The sequence below is a fragment of the Streptomyces sp. NPDC017095 genome (assembly GCF_044332325.1).
Taxonomy (GTDB): domain Bacteria; phylum Actinomycetota; class Actinomycetes; order Streptomycetales; family Streptomycetaceae; genus Streptomyces.
On record NZ_JBIROU010000010.1, the window covers coordinates 318,537 to 339,197 of the forward strand.

15 protein-coding genes are annotated in these 20,661 nt (G+C 72.1%); 10 read left to right on the top strand and 5 right to left on the bottom strand.

The annotated features are described in order from the left end of the window. Nucleotides 1-8: 8 nt before the first annotated feature. Nucleotides 9-1,304: a type VII secretion-associated serine protease mycosin gene (gene mycP, locus ACH4OA_RS22260; RefSeq protein ID WP_397940536.1), complete on the top strand. Its 1,296-nt coding sequence runs from the start codon at nt 9-11 to the stop codon at nt 1,302-1,304. Next, on the top strand, nt 1,292-1,900 hold the full coding sequence (locus ACH4OA_RS22265; protein WP_397970344.1) for a hypothetical protein: 609 nt from the start codon (nt 1,292-1,294) through the stop codon (nt 1,898-1,900). Before mycP ends, ACH4OA_RS22265 begins: the two co-directional genes overlap by 13 nt. Before the next feature lie 75 nt (nt 1,901-1,975). Here the strand turns inward: ACH4OA_RS22265 and ACH4OA_RS22270 are convergent, their stop codons facing one another. From ACH4OA_RS22270 to ACH4OA_RS22285, 4 genes are all read right to left on the bottom strand, one after another. Beyond that, a complete protein-coding gene (locus ACH4OA_RS22270) occupies nt 1,976-2,470 on the bottom strand; it encodes a hypothetical protein (protein WP_397970346.1) in 495 nt (164 codons plus the stop codon). Nucleotides 2,471-2,673: 203 nt separating this feature from the next. Further along, complete coding sequence (locus ACH4OA_RS22275; protein ID WP_397940541.1) at nt 2,674-3,210, bottom strand: hypothetical protein; 537 nt, start codon at nt 3,208-3,210, stop codon at nt 2,674-2,676. 23 nt (nt 3,211-3,233) lie between these two features. After that, nucleotides 3,234-5,513 carry a hypothetical protein gene (locus ACH4OA_RS22280; protein ID WP_397970349.1) on the bottom strand — a complete coding sequence of 760 codons (2,280 nt, stop codon included), beginning with the start codon at nt 5,511-5,513 and terminating at the stop codon, nt 3,234-3,236. Between the two features lie 68 nt (nt 5,514-5,581). After that, the gene (locus tag ACH4OA_RS22285) at nt 5,582-6,103 is read right to left on the bottom strand and encodes a hypothetical protein (protein ID WP_397949167.1); all 522 of its coding nucleotides are present in this window, start codon (nt 6,101-6,103) and stop codon (nt 5,582-5,584) included. A gap of 431 nt (nt 6,104-6,534) precedes the next feature. Between ACH4OA_RS22285 and ACH4OA_RS22290 the strand changes: the two genes are divergently transcribed. The 8 genes from ACH4OA_RS22290 (at nt 6,535) to ACH4OA_RS22325 (ending at nt 16,438) form a co-directional block, all read left to right on the top strand. Next, nucleotides 6,535-6,978 (top strand): hypothetical protein, encoded by a 444-nt coding sequence (locus tag ACH4OA_RS22290; RefSeq protein ID WP_365876150.1) that lies wholly within the window; start codon nt 6,535-6,537, stop codon nt 6,976-6,978. Next, nucleotides 6,971-8,830 (top strand): hypothetical protein, encoded by a 1,860-nt coding sequence (locus tag ACH4OA_RS22295; RefSeq protein ID WP_397970352.1) that lies wholly within the window; start codon nt 6,971-6,973, stop codon nt 8,828-8,830. Before ACH4OA_RS22290 ends, ACH4OA_RS22295 begins: the two co-directional genes overlap by 8 nt. Before the next feature lie 156 nt (nt 8,831-8,986). After that, on the top strand, nt 8,987-10,156 hold the full coding sequence (locus tag ACH4OA_RS22300; RefSeq protein ID WP_397970378.1) for a S8 family serine peptidase: 1,170 nt from the start codon (nt 8,987-8,989) through the stop codon (nt 10,154-10,156). A gap of 116 nt (nt 10,157-10,272) precedes the next feature. After that, nucleotides 10,273-10,608, top strand: coding sequence for a WXG100 family type VII secretion target (locus ACH4OA_RS22305; protein WP_365876146.1), 336 nt, complete (start codon nt 10,273-10,275; stop codon nt 10,606-10,608). 42 nt (nt 10,609-10,650) lie between these two features. Further along, nucleotides 10,651-10,953: a WXG100 family type VII secretion target gene (locus ACH4OA_RS22310; protein WP_365876144.1), complete on the top strand. Its 303-nt coding sequence runs from the start codon at nt 10,651-10,653 to the stop codon at nt 10,951-10,953. A 99-nt stretch (nt 10,954-11,052) separates the two neighbouring features. Then, nucleotides 11,053-11,967, top strand: coding sequence for a serine/threonine protein kinase (locus ACH4OA_RS22315; protein ID WP_397970355.1), 915 nt, complete (start codon nt 11,053-11,055; stop codon nt 11,965-11,967). 9 nt (nt 11,968-11,976) lie between these two features. Then, on the top strand, nt 11,977-14,205 hold the full coding sequence (locus ACH4OA_RS22320; protein WP_397970358.1) for a PQQ-binding-like beta-propeller repeat protein: 2,229 nt from the start codon (nt 11,977-11,979) through the stop codon (nt 14,203-14,205). Nucleotides 14,206-14,359: 154 nt separating this feature from the next. Beyond that, on the top strand, nt 14,360-16,438 hold the full coding sequence (locus ACH4OA_RS22325) for a protein kinase (protein WP_397970361.1): 2,079 nt from the start codon (nt 14,360-14,362) through the stop codon (nt 16,436-16,438). A gap of 114 nt (nt 16,439-16,552) precedes the next feature. On the opposite strand, the gene eccCa is transcribed toward ACH4OA_RS22325, so the two are convergent. Continuing rightward, entirely contained in the window at nt 16,553-20,518 is a 3,966-nt protein-coding gene (gene eccCa, locus ACH4OA_RS22330) for a type VII secretion protein EccCa (RefSeq protein ID WP_397970364.1), read from the bottom strand. Nucleotides 20,519-20,661 lie beyond the last annotated feature (143 nt).

Genomic DNA, 20,661 nt, shown 5'->3' on the forward strand with positions numbered 1-20,661 from the left:
GTACGACGATGGGTACGACGACGACGCCCGGCCCCGGCCGCCGCGCCACCCTCGCGGCGGTGCCCCGCGGCCGCGCGGCCCTGGCCGCCGCCGCGGCCGTGGCCGCGGTGCTGCCGGCCGCGCCGGCCGCCGCGGCCGATCCGGGCTCCGGCCAGTGCGAGTTCTCCAGGACCAACCACAAGTACGCCGGCACCCCCTGGGCGCTCCAGCGCGTCAACCTCGACGAGCTGTGGAGCGAGTCCAAGGGCAAGGGCGTACGCGTCGCGGTCGTCGACACCGGCGTCGACACGGCCAACCCGCAGCTCACCCAGGCCGTGGACGCCTCCCTGGGCGCCAACTTCCTGCCCTCCAAGGACAGCCAGGGCGAGCCCATCGACCGCGGCAACACCAAGGGCACCACGGACACGGTCGGCCACGGCACCCGGGTGGCGGGCATCATCGCGGCCCGCCCCATGAAGGGCACCGGCTTCGTCGGACTCGCCCCCGAGGCCACCATCATCCCGGTCAAGCAGAACGACGCCGAAGGCCACGGCACGGCCCTCACGCTCGCGCGGGCCATCCGGCACGCGATCGCCAAGAAGGCCGACGTCATCAACATCTCCCAGGACACGACCGACGCCGCCCGACCGGACCCCGACCTGCAACGGGCGGTGGACGAGGCGCTGGCGGCCCGTATCGTCGTGGTCGCCTCGGCGGGCAACGGCGGCGGCAACGGCGCCTCGAAGAAGACGTACCCCGCGTCCTACCCCGGCGTCCTCGCCGTGGGCGCCTCCGACCGCAACAACGAACGCGCGGCCTTCTCCCAGTCCGGCGACTTCGTCGGCGTCTCCGCGCCCGGCGTCGACATGATCTCCACCGTGCCGAAGGGCGGCCACTGCCCGGACAACGGCACCAGCTTCTCCGCGCCGTACGTGGCCGGCGTGGCCGCGCTGATCAAGGCCAAGCACCGCGACTGGACGCCCCGCGAGGTCGTGGCCCAGATCGAGCAGACCGCCGAACGTTCCATCCCGGGCCACGACCGCCTGGTCGGCTGGGGCGTGGTGGACCCGGTCCGCGCCCTCACCGAGGACGATCACCCCATCGAGTCGCCCCACCCCGACGCCGGCCTCACCCACGCGGAAGCCCCCACCCCCGCCAAGCTCACCCTCGGCGAGACCCCGCGCGAACGCACGGCCCGCATCGCGACGTACGTCGCCGTGGCCGTGGCGGTCCTGGTGGCGGCCCTGAGCGGCGCGGCGGTGGCGGTGCGCGACGCCCGCCGCAGGCGCCGCGGACTCAGGGGAGGCGGAGCATGGACGCGCTGAACCAGCTGAACGTGATCGGCCTGGTGCTGTCCGCCGTGCTGGGGGCCATGGCCTGCGTGAAGGCCGACTGGGTGCGCTCCTGGCGCGCGAACGTCAACCCCTCGGCCCCGGAACTGCCCGGCTCCGCCTTCGTCACCGCCCGCGTCCTCTTCCTGGGCCTGGCGGCCATCGGCGTCTACCTGGCCGTCCAGGGTTTCGGCGTCTCCGACGACGGGTCCTGGAGCGACGACGAGCTGAGCAGCGCGGTACGGCACGCGACCGACGACCTCGACGGCTTCATGTTCCGCACCGATCAGGGCGACAACCCCGACTCCTTCACCGACTACGCCTCGCTGGTGCAGGACCGGGTGACCGAGGCCGGCGGCGGCGACGCACCGGAGTTCGGGGTGGCGGTCGAGCCCGCCGAGGGCAACACGGCCGCCGACGCCTCCCTCACGATCACCGCGGACGGCACGGACGCCGAGTTCTGCGCCCGCCTGCGGCGCGTCCGCTCCAAGAAGGACGACTACACACCGCCGGGCATCACCGGCGGGCAGGGAACGATCACCTACCAGGCGTACCGTCTGCGGACGTCGGTACGCGAGGGAGGGTGCTGACGACCGCCGGGCCGCTCAGCCCGCGGACGCCGTGAGCCGGGCCGCTCAGCCCGCGGCCGCCGTGAGCCGGGCCGGTCAGCCCGCGGACGCCGTGAGCCGGGCCGACGGCTCGTCGCCCGCCTGGGCCTGTGCGGCCCGCCGCGCGAAGACGCCGGCGAACCGGTCGGCGAAGGAGTCCGCGGTGGGGACCCCGGGACCGGCTTCGGCCATGGACAGCATGATGACGCTGCCCACCCGCACCTGGACCATCAGGCCCTTCGAACCCTCGGCCGTCGACGCGCTCAGACCGGCCACGGCGTCGCGCTGGTCGCCGAGGTGCGGGGCCGGCACGGTCCTGGCCGCCGGCACCCACTGCTTCCACGCCTTCCAGACGGTTCCGTACGCGGCGCGGGCCGTGTCCTCGTCGCGGTACGTCTGGACGACGAAGGAGAGGTCCGGCTTCCCCTGCCGGCGGAACACCGAGGCACCCAGCACCCGGACGTGATCGCAGGAGTTCCGCCCCGCCACGTCATGGCACCGACGCAGGCCCATCTCCTTGGCCTTTTTCACCGGGTAGGCGACCGGCTCCATGGAGGCCTTCCACCCCGGCAGGGCCGCGGCATCCGGCAACACCGCCGCGGCCTGACCGGCCCCGAGAGCGGAATGTGCTCCCGCTTCCTCACTCCCGCACCCGCTCACCAGCACAAGGGAACCAACGAGGGCCAGAGCAGCCTTACGCACAGGCATCGGACTTCCCCACGGACGGCTGTGACAAGGTCTGGCCCGGCATGCCCTCACTGACACACACTGGATCGCTCCACCGCTGCCGTGTACGTGGTGATCAGCTTCTTCATGGCTGCGGCATCACTGTGCTTCGAGCCTGTAGCCAGCACAGCCGTGTAAAGGATCTGGTCACGCTTGTTGCGGCAACCCTCCGTCTTGCCGAAAGCCTGGTTCCCCGAGTAGGCGAACCGGCCGTCGTCAGTTCGGTGACCGACCTTTTCAAGGGTCAGCCCTTTGGCGAACTCGAGCACCGACATGTCGCTCCACCACTCCTGTGCGGTGTAGACGACGCGTGTTCCGTCGACGGAGACAGCGCAGCGAGTGGCCTTGGGCGAAGTAGCCGTGACCTTGGTCGAGACCTTCTCTCCAGGTGGGAGGAAGTCGGCCAGCGCTGCGGCATCGATGGCGGTGCCACACGCGGAGCGCGGCGTCGAGTACTCGCGCTGCTGCCCCTCTCCGGAGCAGCTCGCGAGTGCGAGGAGAAGGGCGGAGACCGCGATGGACGCCCCTGCACGGCGGCCCCGGCGGGGGCCGAAAGTCACATTCATGGCACTCTCGTCATGGCAGGTTGTCAGGAAGTCGTTCTGCTGCCGGGAGCCTGTCCCTGCAAGATGTCGTTGGCGTTGATGTAGCCCTGGCGAGCCCCTTCGCGCGACCACGTCCCGATGTCGTCCACGTTCCCGAGGTGGTACTGCTTGGCGGCCCCTTGCGCGCCCATCGCCACGTATTCGTTGTTCTTCTCCAGGCCGGCCTGCCAGCGGCTGCCCATCTCATCGGCGGCCTCTTCGAGCGCGTGTCCCTCGGCGTCCTTGTAGATGTGTTCCAGAAGCATGCTCGTGGCCGTACCGGCCGCCCCGCCGGCAGCCGCGCCGACCCAGGGAGTTGCGATGAACGACGTTCCGACGCCCACGACCGTTCCCACACCACCGGAAATAGCGTTCTTGCGCTGCGAGACGCTGTAGTCGAAGTCGTGATCCTTGTCACCGGCCGGCTTCGCGATCTCCTCCTGCCGTCCGAGACCGAGGACACCCGACACTTCGCCGGACCGCTGGGCGATGTACTTGACCGTGGTTTCCTGATCCTGGGAGAAGCGCTGGTCCGCCGGCAGGTCCGGGTCCAGGTGGTATTCCATCAGTTTGGACATGTAGGCCTGCTGCCCCACTTCGACTGCCGCGTAGCCCTTGGGATCCTGGCCGACGGTGAAAAGGAACTTGCTGACATCCCGGTGCCCCACCTCGGAATCGGTTCCCGCGATCGGATAGAGCTTCTCGATCTGCTTCCAGTCCTCCGAGTCCCGGCTCACGTCGGTCGTGGCGCGGTTGATGTCCGGCAGGTACTCGGAAGCGATCTGTCCCATGCTGTCGGACATCACACTGTGATCGGTGAGCCGTTCCGGATCGTCTCCCACCGACGAGACGATGGCGTTGAAGAGCTTGGCCTGTTCCTTGCTGTGCGGCGCGGTGTCCTGTGTGGGGATCTCTCCCGCGGGATGCCCGGTTGCCGCGGCTTCCAGGGCCGACGCGAGGTTGTTGCGGCCGTCCGTGCTCTCGCCGCGGCTGAGGTCGTTGTTGCTCTCGTGCGGCCAGTGGCGGTCTTCGAAGAGGTACTTGAAGTTGGAGACCGCGTGCTTGCGGTCGCCGTCCTTCGGGAGGAAGTCGTCGTTGAAGAAGTCGGTCGCGGCGTCGGGGTTGTTGGACAGACCCTTGAGGTAGCCCGACAGGGGGTCGAAGCCGGTGTCGCCGCCTTTCATGTGGTTCAGGTACGGGTCGAAGCCCATGCGCTGCCAGGCGTAGTGCGAGCCGTCGCCCGTGAACTTCCGCTCCGTCTCCATGAGGCCCTTGCCGTACTGCTTCATGAAGTCGTCGTCGTAGTCGCCCACCCGCATGAGGTTGCTCATGACCTGGAAGCCGAGCAGACCGCCGCGCTTGCCGCCGACCTCCTGGTCGCCGATGTCGACCATGTGCCGCTTCCACTCGGTCATGTCGGCCGTGTCGCTCTGGGTGGCGGTGGCGAGGGTGAGGCCGAGGTTCTTCTGCAACTCGCCGAGTTGGTCGCGCCGTTCCCGGTTGATGTCCCAGGAGACCTGGCTGTCGCTGACGTTGGCCCAGAAGGACAGCGTCTTCTCCGGCCCGAGGTCCTTCGCGAACCGCTCCGAGAACAGCGGATCGTCGTGGTACTTCTTCAGCCCCGCGTTGAGCCGGTCGAAGTCTTCCACCGACAGGTCGTCGGGGTCCTTCCTGGCCAGCTTCGCCAGTTCGTCGGCTTCCTTGACGGCTGCTGCCGCGGTGTCCCGGTCCTGGTAGCTGGCGTCCGAGAAACCCATCCGGGACTGGTCGACGATGGCCGTGAGGACGTCCTTGGCCGAGTTGTCGCTCTCGGTGGCCTTGCCGAGGATGCCCTGGATCTCGTCGCGGAGGTCGTCGACGTCCTTCTGGTTGGTGGCGCCCGTGTTGCCGCTCGGGTCCGAACTCCAGTCGGGCCGCGTGTTGCCCATGACCGTGAACTTGCCGCCGCCCGCGTCGATGACGGTCAGGTTCTTCTTCTGCCCGCGCGAGACGGCGTCCGTCAGCTGCTGGTGGAACGACTTCAGCTCCTCCCGGGTGTCCCGCAGGATGTTGTGGATGGTGGTCGCCTGCGTGTGGGCGTCACCGAACTCACCGGCCGTCTTGCCGATGAACTGCTTGGACACCTGGGCGTTCACACCGGCCCAGTCGGCCGTCGTCGCGGCCTTGTGTAGACCGTCCTCGGCGTCCTTCTTCAGGTCCGCGAGGTGCTTGACCAGCGTCGACCAGTCGGCGATGGCGTCGTCCAGCAGCTTGAAATTGGCGTGGTAAAGAGCGTTGAAGTCCATTGGTGGTGGTCCCCCGGAACAGCGGTGCCGATGGTGTGATCGTCTGCGTCGTCTACCGCCCGACGCCGCTACTCGTCCTTCTTGCCCTTGTCCTTGCCGTCGTCCCCGTAGTCGTTCTTCTTGCCCGGCGCCCCCACCCGCTCGTCGAACCCGTCGTCCAGCGCGTCGATGCTGCTCATCTGGCGCTGGATGTAGTGCTCGTCGTTCGCGTGCACGGCCTTGGTGGTCTGCATGTGGTTGGCGATCTGGGCGCAGGCGTCCATCAGGGACTTCAACTGCTCTTCCCAGCGGCTCGACACGTGCTGGAGCCCGGCGCCGAGGGCGAAGCCCTGCGTGGACAGGTCGCCCGCCGCCGAGTCGCTGGACGGGGTGGCCACCCGGGCCTTGTCCCACAACTGGTCGTACAGGTGGTGCGCGGAGCTGCCGATCTTCTCCAGGTCCTTGTGGCCGACCTTCAGGTCACCGGTCTTGCTGGGGAGGACGTACGGCCCGTACGTGCCACCGCCCCCGTCGACATGGTTGAGCTGCATGTGCGTCGACTGCCCCTGGGCAGCGTCTGCCTTGAGCTGCTCCCATTCGTCCCATGCCATGGAAGGGCCCCTTCCCCCGCGATTAGTCCGATGCCGTGTCAACCTAGCAATCAACGCCGGGGAAAATTTGCGCCATGTCTGCCATATGCGATGTACCGGGCGTGAAAATTCGGCGGAGGGACCGGCCGCCGGCCACCTGGCGCGACTGCCCGGACGGGACGGCGGGTAAGCGCGCGCATGTGAATCTTCTGCGCAGACTGCGGTCCCTTTCTGTCGTTATCAACCGCCTTGTCGGTCTCCGGTGACCCGGAGCCGGTCGGATCCGGACAGCATCGCAACTGAACCGTCGCGGAGTTCAGTTGGCCGCCATTTCCGCAATGACTACAGTGGTCGCCGGTGGACCGGTGCGCGGCCCTGCGCCGCCCGGTCTGCTGGCTGTACCAACGGGGAACGGGGAAGGGGTCGCGGTGAGCGGCGGTAGCGGCTCGGGTATGAGGCGTGGCATCGATGCGCTGGCGAAGTTCAAGAAGAAGGTCGACGACGCGCTGAAGGCCTTCGAGGGCGCTCCCGGCAGCCCGTCCAGGCTCGCGGAACACAGGATCAGCGCCTCCTCGTTCAGCGGCTCGAACATCCCCTTCCACGAGGCGACCGAGCTGCACGGCAAGTACGAGCAGGTGCACGAGCGCCTCACCACGCTGTCGCGGAACCTCGGGATGCAGATCGAGGCCCTGACGCTCGCGGCCCACGCGGCCGACGTCACGTACGACGGCACGGACGACGAGGTGCGGCGCCGCTTCTGGCAGATCCGCGCGCACCTGGACCACGAGCACCGCGAGGCCACGGAGCCCAAGGAGAAGCACGCCGACCCGAAGCCCGCCAAGACTGCCGAGCACGGCGGCGACCACCAGTCCGCGGGGGCGAGTTCCATTGACTGACAACTGGCAGCACAAGTCCGAGTACAAGACCGACGTCGAGCAGGCCAACCGCCAGGTCGGCATGGTCAACAGGCTCAGCCGGCTGCAGAACGGGCTCAGGGGCACCCCGATCGGTGCGGCCCTGTCCCTGGGCCGCACCGACTTCGAGGACCGCGATCTCAACGCGATGATCGACCTGGTCCACCACGCCAACCCCGAGCACCTGGAGACGGCCAGCAAGACGCTGTGGGACGCCCGCACGGCGATCCACGACGCGGCGACGGACCTGGAGACCCACCTCAAGGGCGTCGACTGGGAGGGCGAGGGCGCCGAGCAGTTCCGCACCTGGACCGACGGCCTCGTCGACTGGACGAAGAAGCTGGCGACCTTCGCCGACGTCGCCGCCACCGAGATCTCCGCCGCCGCGACGGGCCTGGCCTCGGTGCGCAGCGCCATGCCCGAGCGCGACCCCCGGCCCGCGGCCGAGCAGAAGCGTCCCCACGAGCTGCCCAAGACCAAGCAGGTCGACGACGACCCGGAGTACGCCGCCGCGCTGAAGGTCGAGAAGAACCGGCAGGAGGCGATCAACCAGATGAACCGGTTGGCGTCCTTCTACGCCGTGTCCGCGACCGCGCTGGGGCTGGCGATGGCTACGGACCCGAAGCCGTACAAGGCCATTCCGGACGTGGGCGTGCCCCGGCCGACGGGGCGGAGCGAGGACCGGGTTCCGTACGGCCCGGGACCGGGTGGCTCGGCGACGCCCCGGCAGAGCGTGGGACGCAGCCACGCAAGCGTGGCGGGGGGCGGCTCCGGCAGCGCAACGTCGCACGGAACGGGTGCCGGCGGACACGTGCCGCCCCTGAAGGAGGTCCACGACCCTGTCGTGCCTTCCACCGGCGGTGGCCACGACGTCGGCACGGAGATCAACACGACGACCACGCTGCCTCCCCAGACTCCGGCCGCACCGCCCGGCACCCCGACGCCGACCGTCCCGACCAGCAGTGGCGGCGGCCCGCTGCCTCCGCTGCCCACGGGCCCGATGGGACCGCCCGTCACACCGACGTCCGGCCGCACCCCCGGCTACGGGCCGCCCGGCCGTCCGGCCGTCCCCGCGCAGGGCCGTACCGGTCCCGCGGGCACCGGGAACGGCCGGGTGTCGCAGGGCCGTACCGGTCCCGCGGGCACCGGGAACGGCCGGGTACCGCAGGGCCAGCCGGGACGCACCACCGCCGGCGGCCGGGCTCCGCAGGGTCCGACGGGACAGGCCGCCCGTGCCATGGGACGCGCGACCCCGGCGGGCCAGCCGGGCGCGCGGGGACCCGTGCAGACCGGGCGCACCGCACAGTCGGGACGCGCACCGGTGGGACGCCCCGTCACCGGCGGGACGCCGAGGACGACCGGCATGCCCGGCGGACGCACCGCGGCGACCGGCCCCGCCGGTCCCGCCGGTGCGGCGCGCAACGGCGTCGTGGGCGGCAAGCAGGTCACCGGCCGTACGTCCGCGGGGGCGGCCAACCCCCGGGTCCCGCGCGGCATGGTCGTCGGCGCCGAGGAACCGGCGTCCTCCACGCCGTCCAAGGGCGCGCTGGGCCGGCGGGGCGTCGTCGGCGCCCCCACGGCCAAGCCGGAACCCGGCGCGGGCCAGGCGGCGCTGCGCTCGGCGGCCAACCCCGAGGGCGTCGTCGGCGCACCGCGCAACACCTCCGGCTCCCCGCTCAAGGGCTCCGAGGCCGGTGCCAAGGGGCTCGGCCGCGGAGCGGTGGGCGGTCGCCAGGCACCGGCCGCCGAGACCGGCCGCACCGGCGCACCCGCCAGGACGGAACAGCACCGCTCGTCGCAGGAGCGGCGTGATGTGCCCCAGAAGAGCGACTGAACACGAGCGAGGACGTACACAGGCATGAAGCCAGGGACCGGCCGACGCGGCCCGAGGACCGCCCTCCTGACGAGGCGCACCGCGAGACGGCTGTCTGCGGTGTGCTCGGCACTGGGCACGCTGGTGATCGCGTCGGCGGGACTGGCCTCCGGAGCCGTGGCCGCGGACGGCGCTCCGCCCAAGCAGTGGTATCTGGACGCGATGGGCGCCGACGAGATCTGGAAGCACAGCACCGGCAAGGGGGTGAAGGTTGCCGTCATCGACACCGGAGTGAATCCGCAGACGCCTTCGCTCAAGGGGCAGGTGCTCGTCGATGAGGTCCCGAGCGCCGCGAAATACCACGTCACTCAGGACTACGACGGACACGGCACGTCGATGGCGGAGATCATCGCCGGCACGGGAGCCGGTGGCGGCATCAAGGGGCTTGCTCCCGGCGCGAAGATCATTCCGATTCGTATCGGACTCGATCAGCTGACGGACGAGACGGAGCGGGCGAAGTCCCTCACCTCCGAGAAGGCGATCAGGGTCGCGGCCGACAGCGACGCCAAAATCATCAACATGTCGTTCGGAAGCCCGTACTACAGTTCCGAGGAGGAGGACGCCATCAAGTACGCCGCCTCCAAGGGAAAGTTGATGTTCGCCTCCGTCGGCAACAGCGGGAACAAGGGGAACAAGGGCGAATATCCGGCCGCTGACCCCTACGTTGTCGGTGTCGCCGCCATCGACAAGACCGGCACCGTGGGCGACTTCTCCACGTACGGCAACGACGTGGACCTCTCGGCACCCGGTCTCAACGTCCCCACGTGGTGTGACAAGACCTTCCGGAAGTACTGCCCCGGGCAGGGGACGAGCCAGGCCTCCGCCATAGCCTCCGCCTCCGCCGCCCTGGTCTGGTCCGCCCACCCCGACTGGACGGCCAACCAGGTCCTCCGTTCCTTCATCGACACCGCCGGCCGCACCTGGGCCAAGGACGAGCCCAGCAAGTACCTCGGCTACGGCATCATCCGGCCCCGCCGTGTGCTGATCGACAAGGACATCGATCCGGGACCGGCGAACCGCGACCCCCTCGCCGCCGAGAACGGAACGGACCCGGACGAGGACGTCACCGCCACGCCGAGCCTGTCGGTCGCGCCCTCCTCCGGGGAACCCGCCGAGGGAGCCAAGGAAAAGGAAGCCGGTTCCGCCGGCGGACCCACCTCCGCCGCCGCGAAGGACACGGAATCGGGCGGTGACACCCGGACCTGGGTGATCATCGGCGCCGTGGCCGCCGTACTCGTCATCGGAGGCGCCGGTTTCGCCGTGCTGCGCGCACGCCGTAACGCCTGAGCGGTCTCCCGCATACCCGCTCGTCCGCCGAGTGGGCAGAAATCCGCTTGCCGGCCGTACCGACGCCGCCTCAGGCTCGGCACCCGGCAAGGTCAGTCACAACGAAAGGCATCGACATGGCGACGCAGCGCCAGAAGGTAAGCGACAAGGACATCGTCGTCCTCGAAAAGGAGCTTCTGCACCGTTTCGAGGGCATCAAGGGCCAGCTCAAGGAACTGCAGGCCCTCATCGACAGCCTCGAGGGCAACTGGAAGGGCATCGGCGCCGGTGCCTTCAACTCCAAGCAGACCGAGATCAACGAGCGCATGGTCAAGATCGGCAACATCCTGGCCAAGTTCATCGAGGCCATGAGCACCACCCGGAAGATCAAGGACGGCACGGAGGACGAGGTCCGCTCGCAGGTGCAGAGCATCGACGTCGGCCTCGGCGGCTCGGCGCTGTCCAGCTACTGATCCCCTCCAGACCACCACCTCCTCGTAAGCAACGGAGCAATCATGGGCGCCAACAACAGCGGCGAGCTCGAAGTTTCCTACGGCAGCCTCGACGAGACCGCCACCCAGCTGGCCAACCACGCGCGGCGGCTCGAAGAGGGCCTCGAGGCCATCAAGCAGAAGGTCGCCGGCGTCGCCAGCATGTGGGAGGGCGAGGCGCACAACGCCTACGCCGAGCAGCAGGCCGCCTGGGACCGTGAGGCCAAGGGCATCCACGAAGCCCTGGTCCAGATCGGCAAGGTCGTGCACGCGGCCGGCGGCGACTACCAGGGCGGCGACCGGAAGGCCGCCAGCTACTTCATGTAGGACCGGCCGGCACGGTACGGCAGCGGGGTGGGCACGCACGGGAGGTGCCCACCCTCTGTCGTGCCGCACGGCCAGCGCGGAACGGACACCAGGACAGCGATGCATGCCACAGAGGGCGCCACGGGCGTGGCCGCCGGGGGAGGAGCGGGCGGCACCGGCCCGGCGCGGCGGCGGGTGGGCCCGTACACCCTGATCACCGCCCTGGACGAGGCGCGCACCCGGCTCCCCGTCCCCGAGCGGCGGTACATCGCCCGCGGCGCCGACTCCACGGACACCGTCCTGCTGTCCCTGCCGCTGCCCGGCGCCGATCCGCGGCGCTTCCTCGCCGAGGCCGAGGACTCCCGCTATCTCCTCGGCCCCTGCGCCGCCCCGGCCACGGCCGTCGCCGGCCCGGACGGGCCCGCCTGGCACGCCCGTCCCTATCTGCCCGTCCTGCCGCTGCCGACCGCCCTCGCCGTGCACGGCGGGCCGCTGCCCGAGCGGACGGTACGTGCGCTCGGCGCGGCCCTCGCCGAGACCCTGGCCATCGTGCACGGGCAGGGCCTGGCCTTCGCGGGCGTGTCCCCCGCGGCCGTGCTCCTCGCCGCCGACGGCCCGCGCCTGACCTGCTTCGGCGCCGTACGCGCCGCCGCCCCGGACGGCACGCCCCGGTCCGGGCTGCCCGGCCTGGAGGCGGGCAGCCTGCCGCCGGAGCAGGCGTCCGGCGGCCGCCCGCGCCCGCTCGGGGACGTGTACGCCCTCGGTGCGACGCTCGCGTACGCCGCCACCGGCCACACGGCCCCGGAGCGCGACGAACTCCCGGCCGCCCTGCGCACCGTCATCGGCCGGTGTCTCGCCCGCGACCCCGGCTCCCGGCCACAACTTGCCGAACTCATAGCGGAGGTGGGGGATACCAGCGACTCCCCGCTCGCCCCGGGCCGGCTTCCCGGCCGGGTGATCGCCGCCCTCGCCCACCAGTCGGCGGCCCTCCTCACGGCGGAGACGGCCGTCGGGGCCGCCCCCGTCCGGAACTGACGTACGCCGATGCCCACTCCCCTCACCCACGACGACCCCCGGGCGATCGGCCCCTACCGGCCCGTCGCCCGCCTCGGCACCGGCGGCATGGGCACCGTCTATCTGGCCCGAACCGCGGGCGGCCGTACCGTCGCGCTGAAGACCATGCACGCCCGTATCGCCTCCGACCCGGCCTTCCGCACCCGGTTCCGGCTGGAGACGGACGCGGCCCGGGTGGTCGGGGAGCGGTACGGCGCCGGGGTCGTGGCCGCGGACGTGCGGGCCGAGACACCCTGGCTGGCCACCGAGTACGTGCTCGGACCGCCCCTGGACGAGGCCGTCGAGCTGTGCGGCCCGCTGCCCGAGGCGACGGTGCGGGCCCTCGGCGCGGCGCTGTGCGGGGCGCTGGGACAACTGCACGCCTCCGACGTCGTCCACCGGGACCTCAAGCCGTCCAACGTCCTCGTCACCGCCTACGGCCCGAAGGTCATCGACTTCGGCATCGCCCGCGCGGCCGGCGACGAGCACCTCACCCGGGTCGGGGTCGCGGTCGGCACGCCCGCCTTCATGTCACCGGAGCAGGCGGCCGGGCAGGAGCACTCCGCGGCGGGCGACGTGTTCGCGCTCGCCGGGCTGCTGGTCTTCGCGGCCGCCGGGCACCCGCCGTTCGGCCACGGCCAGGCCGCCGACCTGCTGTACCGGGTCCAGTACGCCGAGCCCGGCCTGACCGGCGTACCCGACGCCCTGGTGCCCGTCCTCGCGCAGTGCCTGGACAAGAACCCCTTCCGCCGGCCGACGACCGGCCGGCTGGCCGCGCAACTGCACGACGGCACCGGCGAGTTCGCCGACCATCTGCCGGACGCGCTGCTGGCCGACATCGGGCACCGCGCGACCGAGGTCTGGCAGCTCGCCCCGCGGCGGCTGCCGGCTCCGGCCGACGCGCCGGACACCGCGGCGACGGCCGCGCCCGCGCGGTGGACCCGCCGCCGGCTGCTGTTCACCGGCGCGGGCACGGCGGCGGCGGTGGCCGGCGCGGGCGCCGGCGCGTGGGGCCTGTACGCGGCGGCCGGCGGCGGTCCGGACCGGCCGCTCCCGGGGCCCGGCAACAGCGTGCTGCCGAAGAAGCAGCTCGACTCCCTCTGGCAGATCCAGGTCCCCGACCCGGACCCCGGCTGGGTGCAGTGGCCGCTGGGCTACCTCCCGGCCCAGCTGTACCCCGCCGGAGACCTGGTGGCGCTGGTGGCGGGCAAGGGCCTGAAAGGCGTCCTGGCCGAGACCGGCGCGACCCGGTGGACGACGGACCTGGACGAGTCGGTCTGGCAGTCCGCCTCCGACGGCGAGCGGCTGGTCCGGGTGGCGTCCATCCTCGACGACGTGCCCTACCAGGAGGCGAAGTCGTACCCGCTGTACCTGGCCGCGGTCGATCCGGCCACCGGCGCGGCCGAGAAGGCCTTCGCGCACTTCGACGACCTCAACGGAGCCTTGGTGGAGACCCAGATGCTCTGTGTCGCGGACGGTGTGGCCTATGTGGTGGCGGGCACCGGCGCGTACTCCCTCGAAGGCTTCAAGGCCGGCCAGTCCTGGTACCTCCTCGCCGTCGACACCGGCACCGGCAGGCGGCTGTGGAAGACCCCGCTGCCGGCCCGCCGGCCGGGCGCCCAGGACCTGTACTTCGTCGCCGCCGCCGCGGTGGGCCGGCATCTGGTGGCGTTCCAGGAGGCCGGCGACGGCAGCGTGCACGCGGTCGTGCGCGACAACCGCACCGGCGCCGTCCGCTGGGACCACCCGCTGCCCGGGATCAAGCCGGACCGGGTGCGCCGCCCGCTCGCCGTCGACGGACGGCACCTGTACGTGGGCGCCGGCCGGCTCACCGCGCTGCGGCTCGCCGACGGCGCGAAGGTCTGGGACTCCGGGACCGGGCGGCCGGGCCGGACCTACGGGCTGCCGGCGGTCAAGGACGGCACCGTGTACGCGGTGGAGAAGGGGACCGGGCTGGTCGCCCTCGACGCGGCGGACGGCCGCGTCAGGTGGCGGGAGAAGGGCGGCGGGGGCGCGGAGGCGGACCTGAACGCGGCGCCCGTCATCGGCGCCGACTACGCCTACAGCAAGCGCGGTAAGCGGCTGTGGGCGATCGACCTGTCCTCCCGCACCCCGGCCCGCGCCTACAAGACCACCGGCGACCGGTTCACGGCCCACGAGAAGGCCGGGCTGGTCCTCGCACTGGGCGGCCGCTTCCTCGCGGCCTTCCCGCTGCGGTGAACGCCGCCCCCGCCAACCACGGGACCAGCCGCCCCGTCAGCCATCCGGCCGGTCGTCCGATGAGCCATCCGGTCAGCCGCCCGGCCGGTCGTCCGGTCAGCCGTCCGGCGAGCCGCCCGGCCGGCCGTCCGGTGAGAAGAGAGAGCGAACAGCGATGAGACCCCTGGAGACCGGCGACCCCATCCGGCTCGGCCCCTACCGGCTGCTCGGCGTGCTGGGCGAAGGCGGCATGGGCAAGGTGTACGTCGGTCAGGACCAGGCCGGGACCGTCGCCGCCGTCAAGGTGCTCCGGCCCGAACTCGCCCACGACGGGAACCTGGCCCAGCGCTTCGTGCGGGAGGCGCTGGCGGCGCGGGCCGTGAGCAGCCCGGGTGTGGCGGCGGTGCTGGGAGCGCAGACCGAGGGCGGCCGGCCCTGGATCGCCACCGAGTTCCTCGCCGGACCGACCCTCGACCAGATCGTGGACCGGCACGGCCCACTCGACGACGCGCGGCTGCGGGCCCTGGCCGCGTCGGTCGCGCGGACCCTGCGCGACATCCACGCCGCCGGCTTCGTCCACCGCGACCTCAAGCCGCCGAACATCGTGCTCACCGCGCGCGGCCCGCGGGTCATCGACTTCGGCATCGCCCGCCCCGAACACGGCCTGACCCTCACCACCACCGGCCAGATCCCGGTCACCCCCGGCTACGGCGCACCGGAGCAGGTTCTCGGCCGGCGCGTGGCACCGGCCGCCGACGTGTTCTCGCTCGGCGCCGTCCTCGTCTACGCGGCCACCGGCCACCGCGCGTTCCGGGGCACCCATGTGGCCGCCGTGCAGTACGACGTCGTGCACGGCGAACCCGACTGGCAGGGCGTCACTCCCGAGTGGCACGCGCTGATCGCGCCCTGCCTCGCCAAGGACCCGGCGGCCCGGCCCACCCCGGAGCAGATCGCCACCGCGTTCGCCGGGCCGAAGAAGGACTCGGCGGTGTGGCGGCGCGGGCCGGTGGCCGACGCGATCCGGGAGCGGGAGCGGGCGATCCGGGAGCTGTCCGCGCCGCTGCCGACGGCACGGACCGGGCCGTCCCGGCGGGGTCTGGTCACCTCGTTCGCGGCCGGCGGCGCGCTGCTCGCCGCGGGCGGGGGCGGCACGGCGTGGTGGCTGCTGCGCGCGGGCGGCGGCCCGCGCACGGATCCGTTCCGTATCCCGCCCGCCGTGCGCACGCCCGCGGCCCGGGTCCTGTCCGCCGACGACGGCGACTACCTCGTCGGCGGCCATCCCAAGCCGCTGTGGAGCCATGACGGCGTGGTGGGCAAGGACTCGCCGGCGCCGCTGCCGATCCGGGACGTCGTCGTCACCGGCGCCCTGTCCGGCGGCGTCTGCGCCGTCAACGTCGTGGACGGCAAACGCCGCTGGACCGCTCCGGACCTGGAGATGACGAGCCGCTATCTCTCGCTGTCCGACCGGCTCCTCGTGGGCGCCGACCGGGAGGGCACGCTGCACACCTTCGTCCCGTCCACCGGAGAGGCGAAGTGGACGGCACCGGCCGGCGCCAAGGCACTGCTCGCCGCCGACGCGACGGCGGTGTACGTCTGGACGAAGGACCACCGGCTGCGCGCGGTGGGCCGCTCCGACGCGCGGATCCGCTGGACCGTGTCGCCGCCGGCGGAGTTCCGCGACACCATCGCGCCCGAGGGCGCCGTCGCCGACCACGGCATGCTGGTCCTCGCCACCACCACGGGCCACGCCTTCGCCCTGGACGCGCGGACCGGACGCACCGCGTGGACGCTGTACCACCAGGCGAGGAAGCGCGCGCTGCTCCCGGCGGCCCGGGACGGCGTGGTCTACCTCAACGGCAAGTCGCTCTCCGCGCGCCGCATCACGGACGGCAGGGAGCTGTGGCAGGACACGGACAAGTACGCCGACCCGCCGGAGTACAGCCGGCCCAGCGTCTTCGGCGACTCGGTGTACGCCTGCGTCGGCGGCACCACGGTACGGCTCGCCGTCCGCGACGGTGACCAGGTGTGGTTCTCCCTGGAGAGCGGGGAGAAGTGCCCCGTCGTCGTCCAGGGCGGCGGCGCCTGGCTGATCGACGACTCCAGCGGCCTGACCGTGCACACCGCGAGCCTGGACAGCGGCGACGAGATCTGGTCCTACGACGTGCCGCTGGCCGGCGACCCCGGGCTGGCCGCCGCCGGCAACCGCGCCTTCGTCCGCTCCGGCGACACCCTGCTGGCCCTCCCGGTCTTCTGACGGGGCGCACCCCGGCGCACCCGGCACCTCCCCGGTGGGGTCCCGCTCCTCCCCGGCAGCCGTCGGTCCGCGTCACGGCCGACGCGACGACGGGCCACCGGGGAGGAGCGCGCGTCAGTACTCCCCGTCCACCCAGCCCGTCTGGACCAGCGGCTTGCCGCGCTTGCGCGAGACGAAGACGCCCCGGCCCGCGGGCATCGGGCGCGGGCGGACCCCGCCGAGGATGTCTCCCTCGGCCGGGTCGCCGGACAGGAGGAGGCCCTGGGCGCCCAGTTCCTTCATGCGCTGCATGAACGGCTCGTAGGAGGCGCGGCCCGCGCCCGCGGAGGAACGGGCGATGATGAAGCGGACGCCGACGTCCCGGGCGAAGGGCAGCATCTCGGTCAGTCCGCCGAGCGGGTTGCCGCTGGACGTGGACACCAGATCGTAGTCGTCGATGACGACGAACACCTGCGGCCCCCGCCACCAGCTCCGGTCCCGCAGTTGCTGCGCCGTGACGTCGGCCGTCGGCGTGCGGCGCTGCATCAGGTCGCCCAGCGCCACCATGTGGTGGTCCATCTGGTTGGACATCGGGATGTACTCGGCCAGGTGCGAGGCCGGCGTGACGTCCAGCAGCGAGCGGCGGTTGTCGACCACGAAGAACTTCGCCTCGTCACCGCCGTACCGCAGCGTGAGCTGCCTGATCAGCAGCCGCAGCAGGTTGGACTTGCCGGACTCGCTCTCGCCGAAGACCAGGAAGAACGGGTCCTGCTCGAAGTCGACGAACACCGGCTCCAGGTTCTCCTCGTCCAGCGCGAAGGCGACGCCCCGCTGCCGGAACCGGTCGCCCGGCGGCAGCTCGACCGCGTCCAGCCGGCGCGGCAGCAGCCGTACCTTGGGCGCGCCCGGCGCCTGCCAGTGCCGCCCGACCTCGGTGGTGAGCGCGGCCGTGGCCTCGGCCAGTTCGGTGTCGGAGGTGAGGCCGTCGATCCGCGGCACCGCCGCCATGAAGTGCAGCTTCTGGGGTGACAGACCGCGGCCGGGGACGCCGGCGGGGACGTTCACCGCGACCTTGCGGTCGATCTCGGAGTCCATGACGTCGCCCAGGCGCAGCTCCAGGCGGTTCATCAGATGGTCCTTGAGGTTCGCCCGGACCTCCATCGAGCGGGAGGCGGTGAGGACGAGGTGGATGCCGTAGCCGAGGCCCCGCGCGGCGATGTCCAGGACCGCCGGCTCCAGGCCCTCGTAGTCGGTACGGAAGTTGCCCCAGCCGTCGATGACCAGGAACACGTCGCCCCAGGGCTGGTCGGTGACCGAGATGTCGCCCCGGGCGCGCCGGGCGCGGTAGTCGGCGATCGAGGCGATGCCGGCCGTGCGGAAGTACTCCTCGCGCCGGGTGAGGACGCCGTACACCTCGGAGACCGTACGGCGCACGCGCTCCGGGTCCAGGCGGGAGGCGATGCCGCCGACGTGCGGCAGCCCGGCCACCGCGGCCATGCCGCCGCCGCCGAAGTCGAGGCCGTAGAACTGCACCTCGTGCGGGGTGTGGGTGAGCGCGAAGGCGCAGATCAGCGTGCGCAGCAGGGTGGACTTGCCGGACTGCGGACCGCCGACGATCTGCATGTGGCCCGCCGCGCCGGAGAAGTCGAGCATCAGCCGGTCGCGGCGCTGCTCGTACGGCTTGTCGACCAGACCGGCCGGCACGACCAGGCGGCCCGCGCCCTCGTAGTTCGGCTGGGTCAGACCGCGGCCCTGCACCGCGGCCAGGCCCGGCAGCAGCGCGTCCAGCGACGGCGGGCTCTCCAGCGGCGGCAGCCACACCTGGTGCGCCGCCGGGCCCTGCGCCTCCAGCCGGCGCACGATCACGTCGAGGACGGTGTCGGCCAGCGCCTCGTCGATCTCGGGCGCGGACTGCGTGCGCTGCTGCGGGATCGCGGAGTACTGCACCGGCACCTCGGTGGCCGTGAACAGCACCGGGCGGCGGTCCACCGGGAGCCGGCCGTCGGGCAGGGCCGCCCGCTGGCCGCCCGAGCGGTACACACCGGAGACGTACGCCGCCTTGAACCGGACCATCTCGTCGGTGCCGTACTTCAGGAAGCCGGAGCCGGGGACGTTCGGCAGCTCGTAGGCGTCCGGGACGCCGAGCGCGGCGCGCGACTCGGCCGCGGAGAAGGTGCGCAGACCGATCCGGTACGACAGGTACGTCTCCAGACCGCGCAGCCGGCCCTCCTCCAGGCGCTGGGAGGCCAGCAGCAGGTGCACGCCCAGCGACCGGCCGATACGGCCGATCTGCACGAACATCTCGATGAAGTCCGGCTTGGCGGTCAGCAGCTCGCTGAACTCGTCGATCACCAGCACCAGCGACGGGATCGGCTGGAGCGGGGCGCCGGCCGCGCGCGCCTTCTCGTAGTCGTGGATGTTGGCGTAGTTGCCCGCGTCGCGCAGCAGCTCCTGGCGGCGGTTCAGCTCGCCGCGGATCGAGTCGCCCATGCGGTCGACCAGGGTGAGGTCGTCCGCGAGGTTGGTGATCACGGCCGCCACGTGCGGCATCTGCGCCATGCCGGCGAAGGTCGCACCGCCCTTGAAGTCCGCGAGGACGAAGTTCAGGGTCTCCGAGGAGTGGGTGACGGCGAGGCCCAGCACCAGGGTGCGCAGCAGCTCCGACTTGCCGGAGCCGGTCGCGCCGACGCACAGGCCGTGCGGGCCCATGCCCTCCTGCGCGGCCTCCTTCAGGTCCAGCATCACGGGCCGGCCGTCCTCGCCGAGACCGATCGGCACCCGCAGGCGTTCCGCGAGCGCGCGCGGGCGCCAGGTCCGCTTGGTGTCGACGGACGCCGCGTCCCCGAGCCCCAGCAGGTCGGTGAACTCCAGGTTGGCGAGCAGCGGCTGGTCGTCGTCGCCGCCGGAGGCCATGCGCAGCGGCGCGAGCTGGCGGGCCAGCGCCTCGGCGGACTCGTAGGACAGGGCGTCGGGGCTGCCCTCGTACACCTCGCCGTGCCCGGACTCCAGGCGCAGCAGACCGGGCTGCACGACGACGGACAGGTCGCCGCCGGCCGTCGTCAGCTCGCCCGGCACCACCTCCAGGACCGTGACGCCCTGCAGTCCCTCCGGGTTGGCGAGGACGGAGTCCGGCAGCAGGGACAGCTCGTCCAGGACGAGCACGATGTGCGGCTCGTCCAGCAGCGGCGGGGCGGCCGGGTGGAAGCGCGGCCGGCCGGTCAGCCGGGCGGCCAGCAGGTCCTCCAGCTCGCGCGGGTCGCCGCCGATCAGCCGGCGCGAACCGGCGCCGTCCACCGCGCCGGGCGCCTGGGCGTGCGGCAGCCACTTGACCCAGTCCCAGTGCGGCAGCGCCTCCCGGCCCGCGGCCACCGCGACGATCAGGTCCTGCGGGGAGTGCAGCGAGGCCAGCGAGCCGACCAGGGCGCGGGCCGAGGCCCGCACGGACCGCGCCTCGCCGCTGACCGTGACGTGGTAGAAGGCGCGCAGCGACACGGCCATCGGCAGGTCGCCGACGCTGCCGTGCGCGGCGAGGAAGCGCTGCATCGCGCCCGCGGTCAGCGGCTCCAGCTGCTCGACGGGACCGGTCTCCGGGGCGACGAGCGGGGTCGCCAGCGGCTGCGGGCCCAGGCCGACGCGCACGTGCGCGAAGTCCTCGTCGCCGGGCCGCCGCTCCCAGACCCGGCTGCCCTCGGCGACGAGCGCCCAGAGCTGTTCGGGGGAGGGGTGCAGGTAGTACTGCGCGTCCCGCTGGGTCTTCGCCGTCGCCACGGCGGACTTGCGCGTCTGGGACAGATAGCTGAGGTAGTCGCGGCGCATGTCGGCCAGCTGGCCCTGGGAGCCGCGGCGGAAGCGGACCACCATCGCGACGGACATGCCCACCGTCGAGGCGATCATGATCATGCCCATGATCTTCATGAACGGCTGGCCGTTCGTGAAGAAGAAGACCACCGAGCCGCCCATGCCCAGCGTGGGCAGGAGCTGCATCAGCACGCTCTCCTGATGCCCCCGCGGCAATTCCGGCGGCGGCTGGACAACGACCTCATCCGTGGGCACTTCGGACGGCAGCGCCCTAGGGGGGCGCTTTACGACAATCTGGCTCACGCTCACCAATTCCCTTGCCCGACCCAGGCGTTCCGCCCGCCGCCCCGTGTCCGGCGAGCGCAGGCCGCCGCGTGATCCTACTGAGTTCACGCGGCACGGGTGAGCGGTAGGGTGCCGGATGTTCGCGTGAGCACACGCCGAGC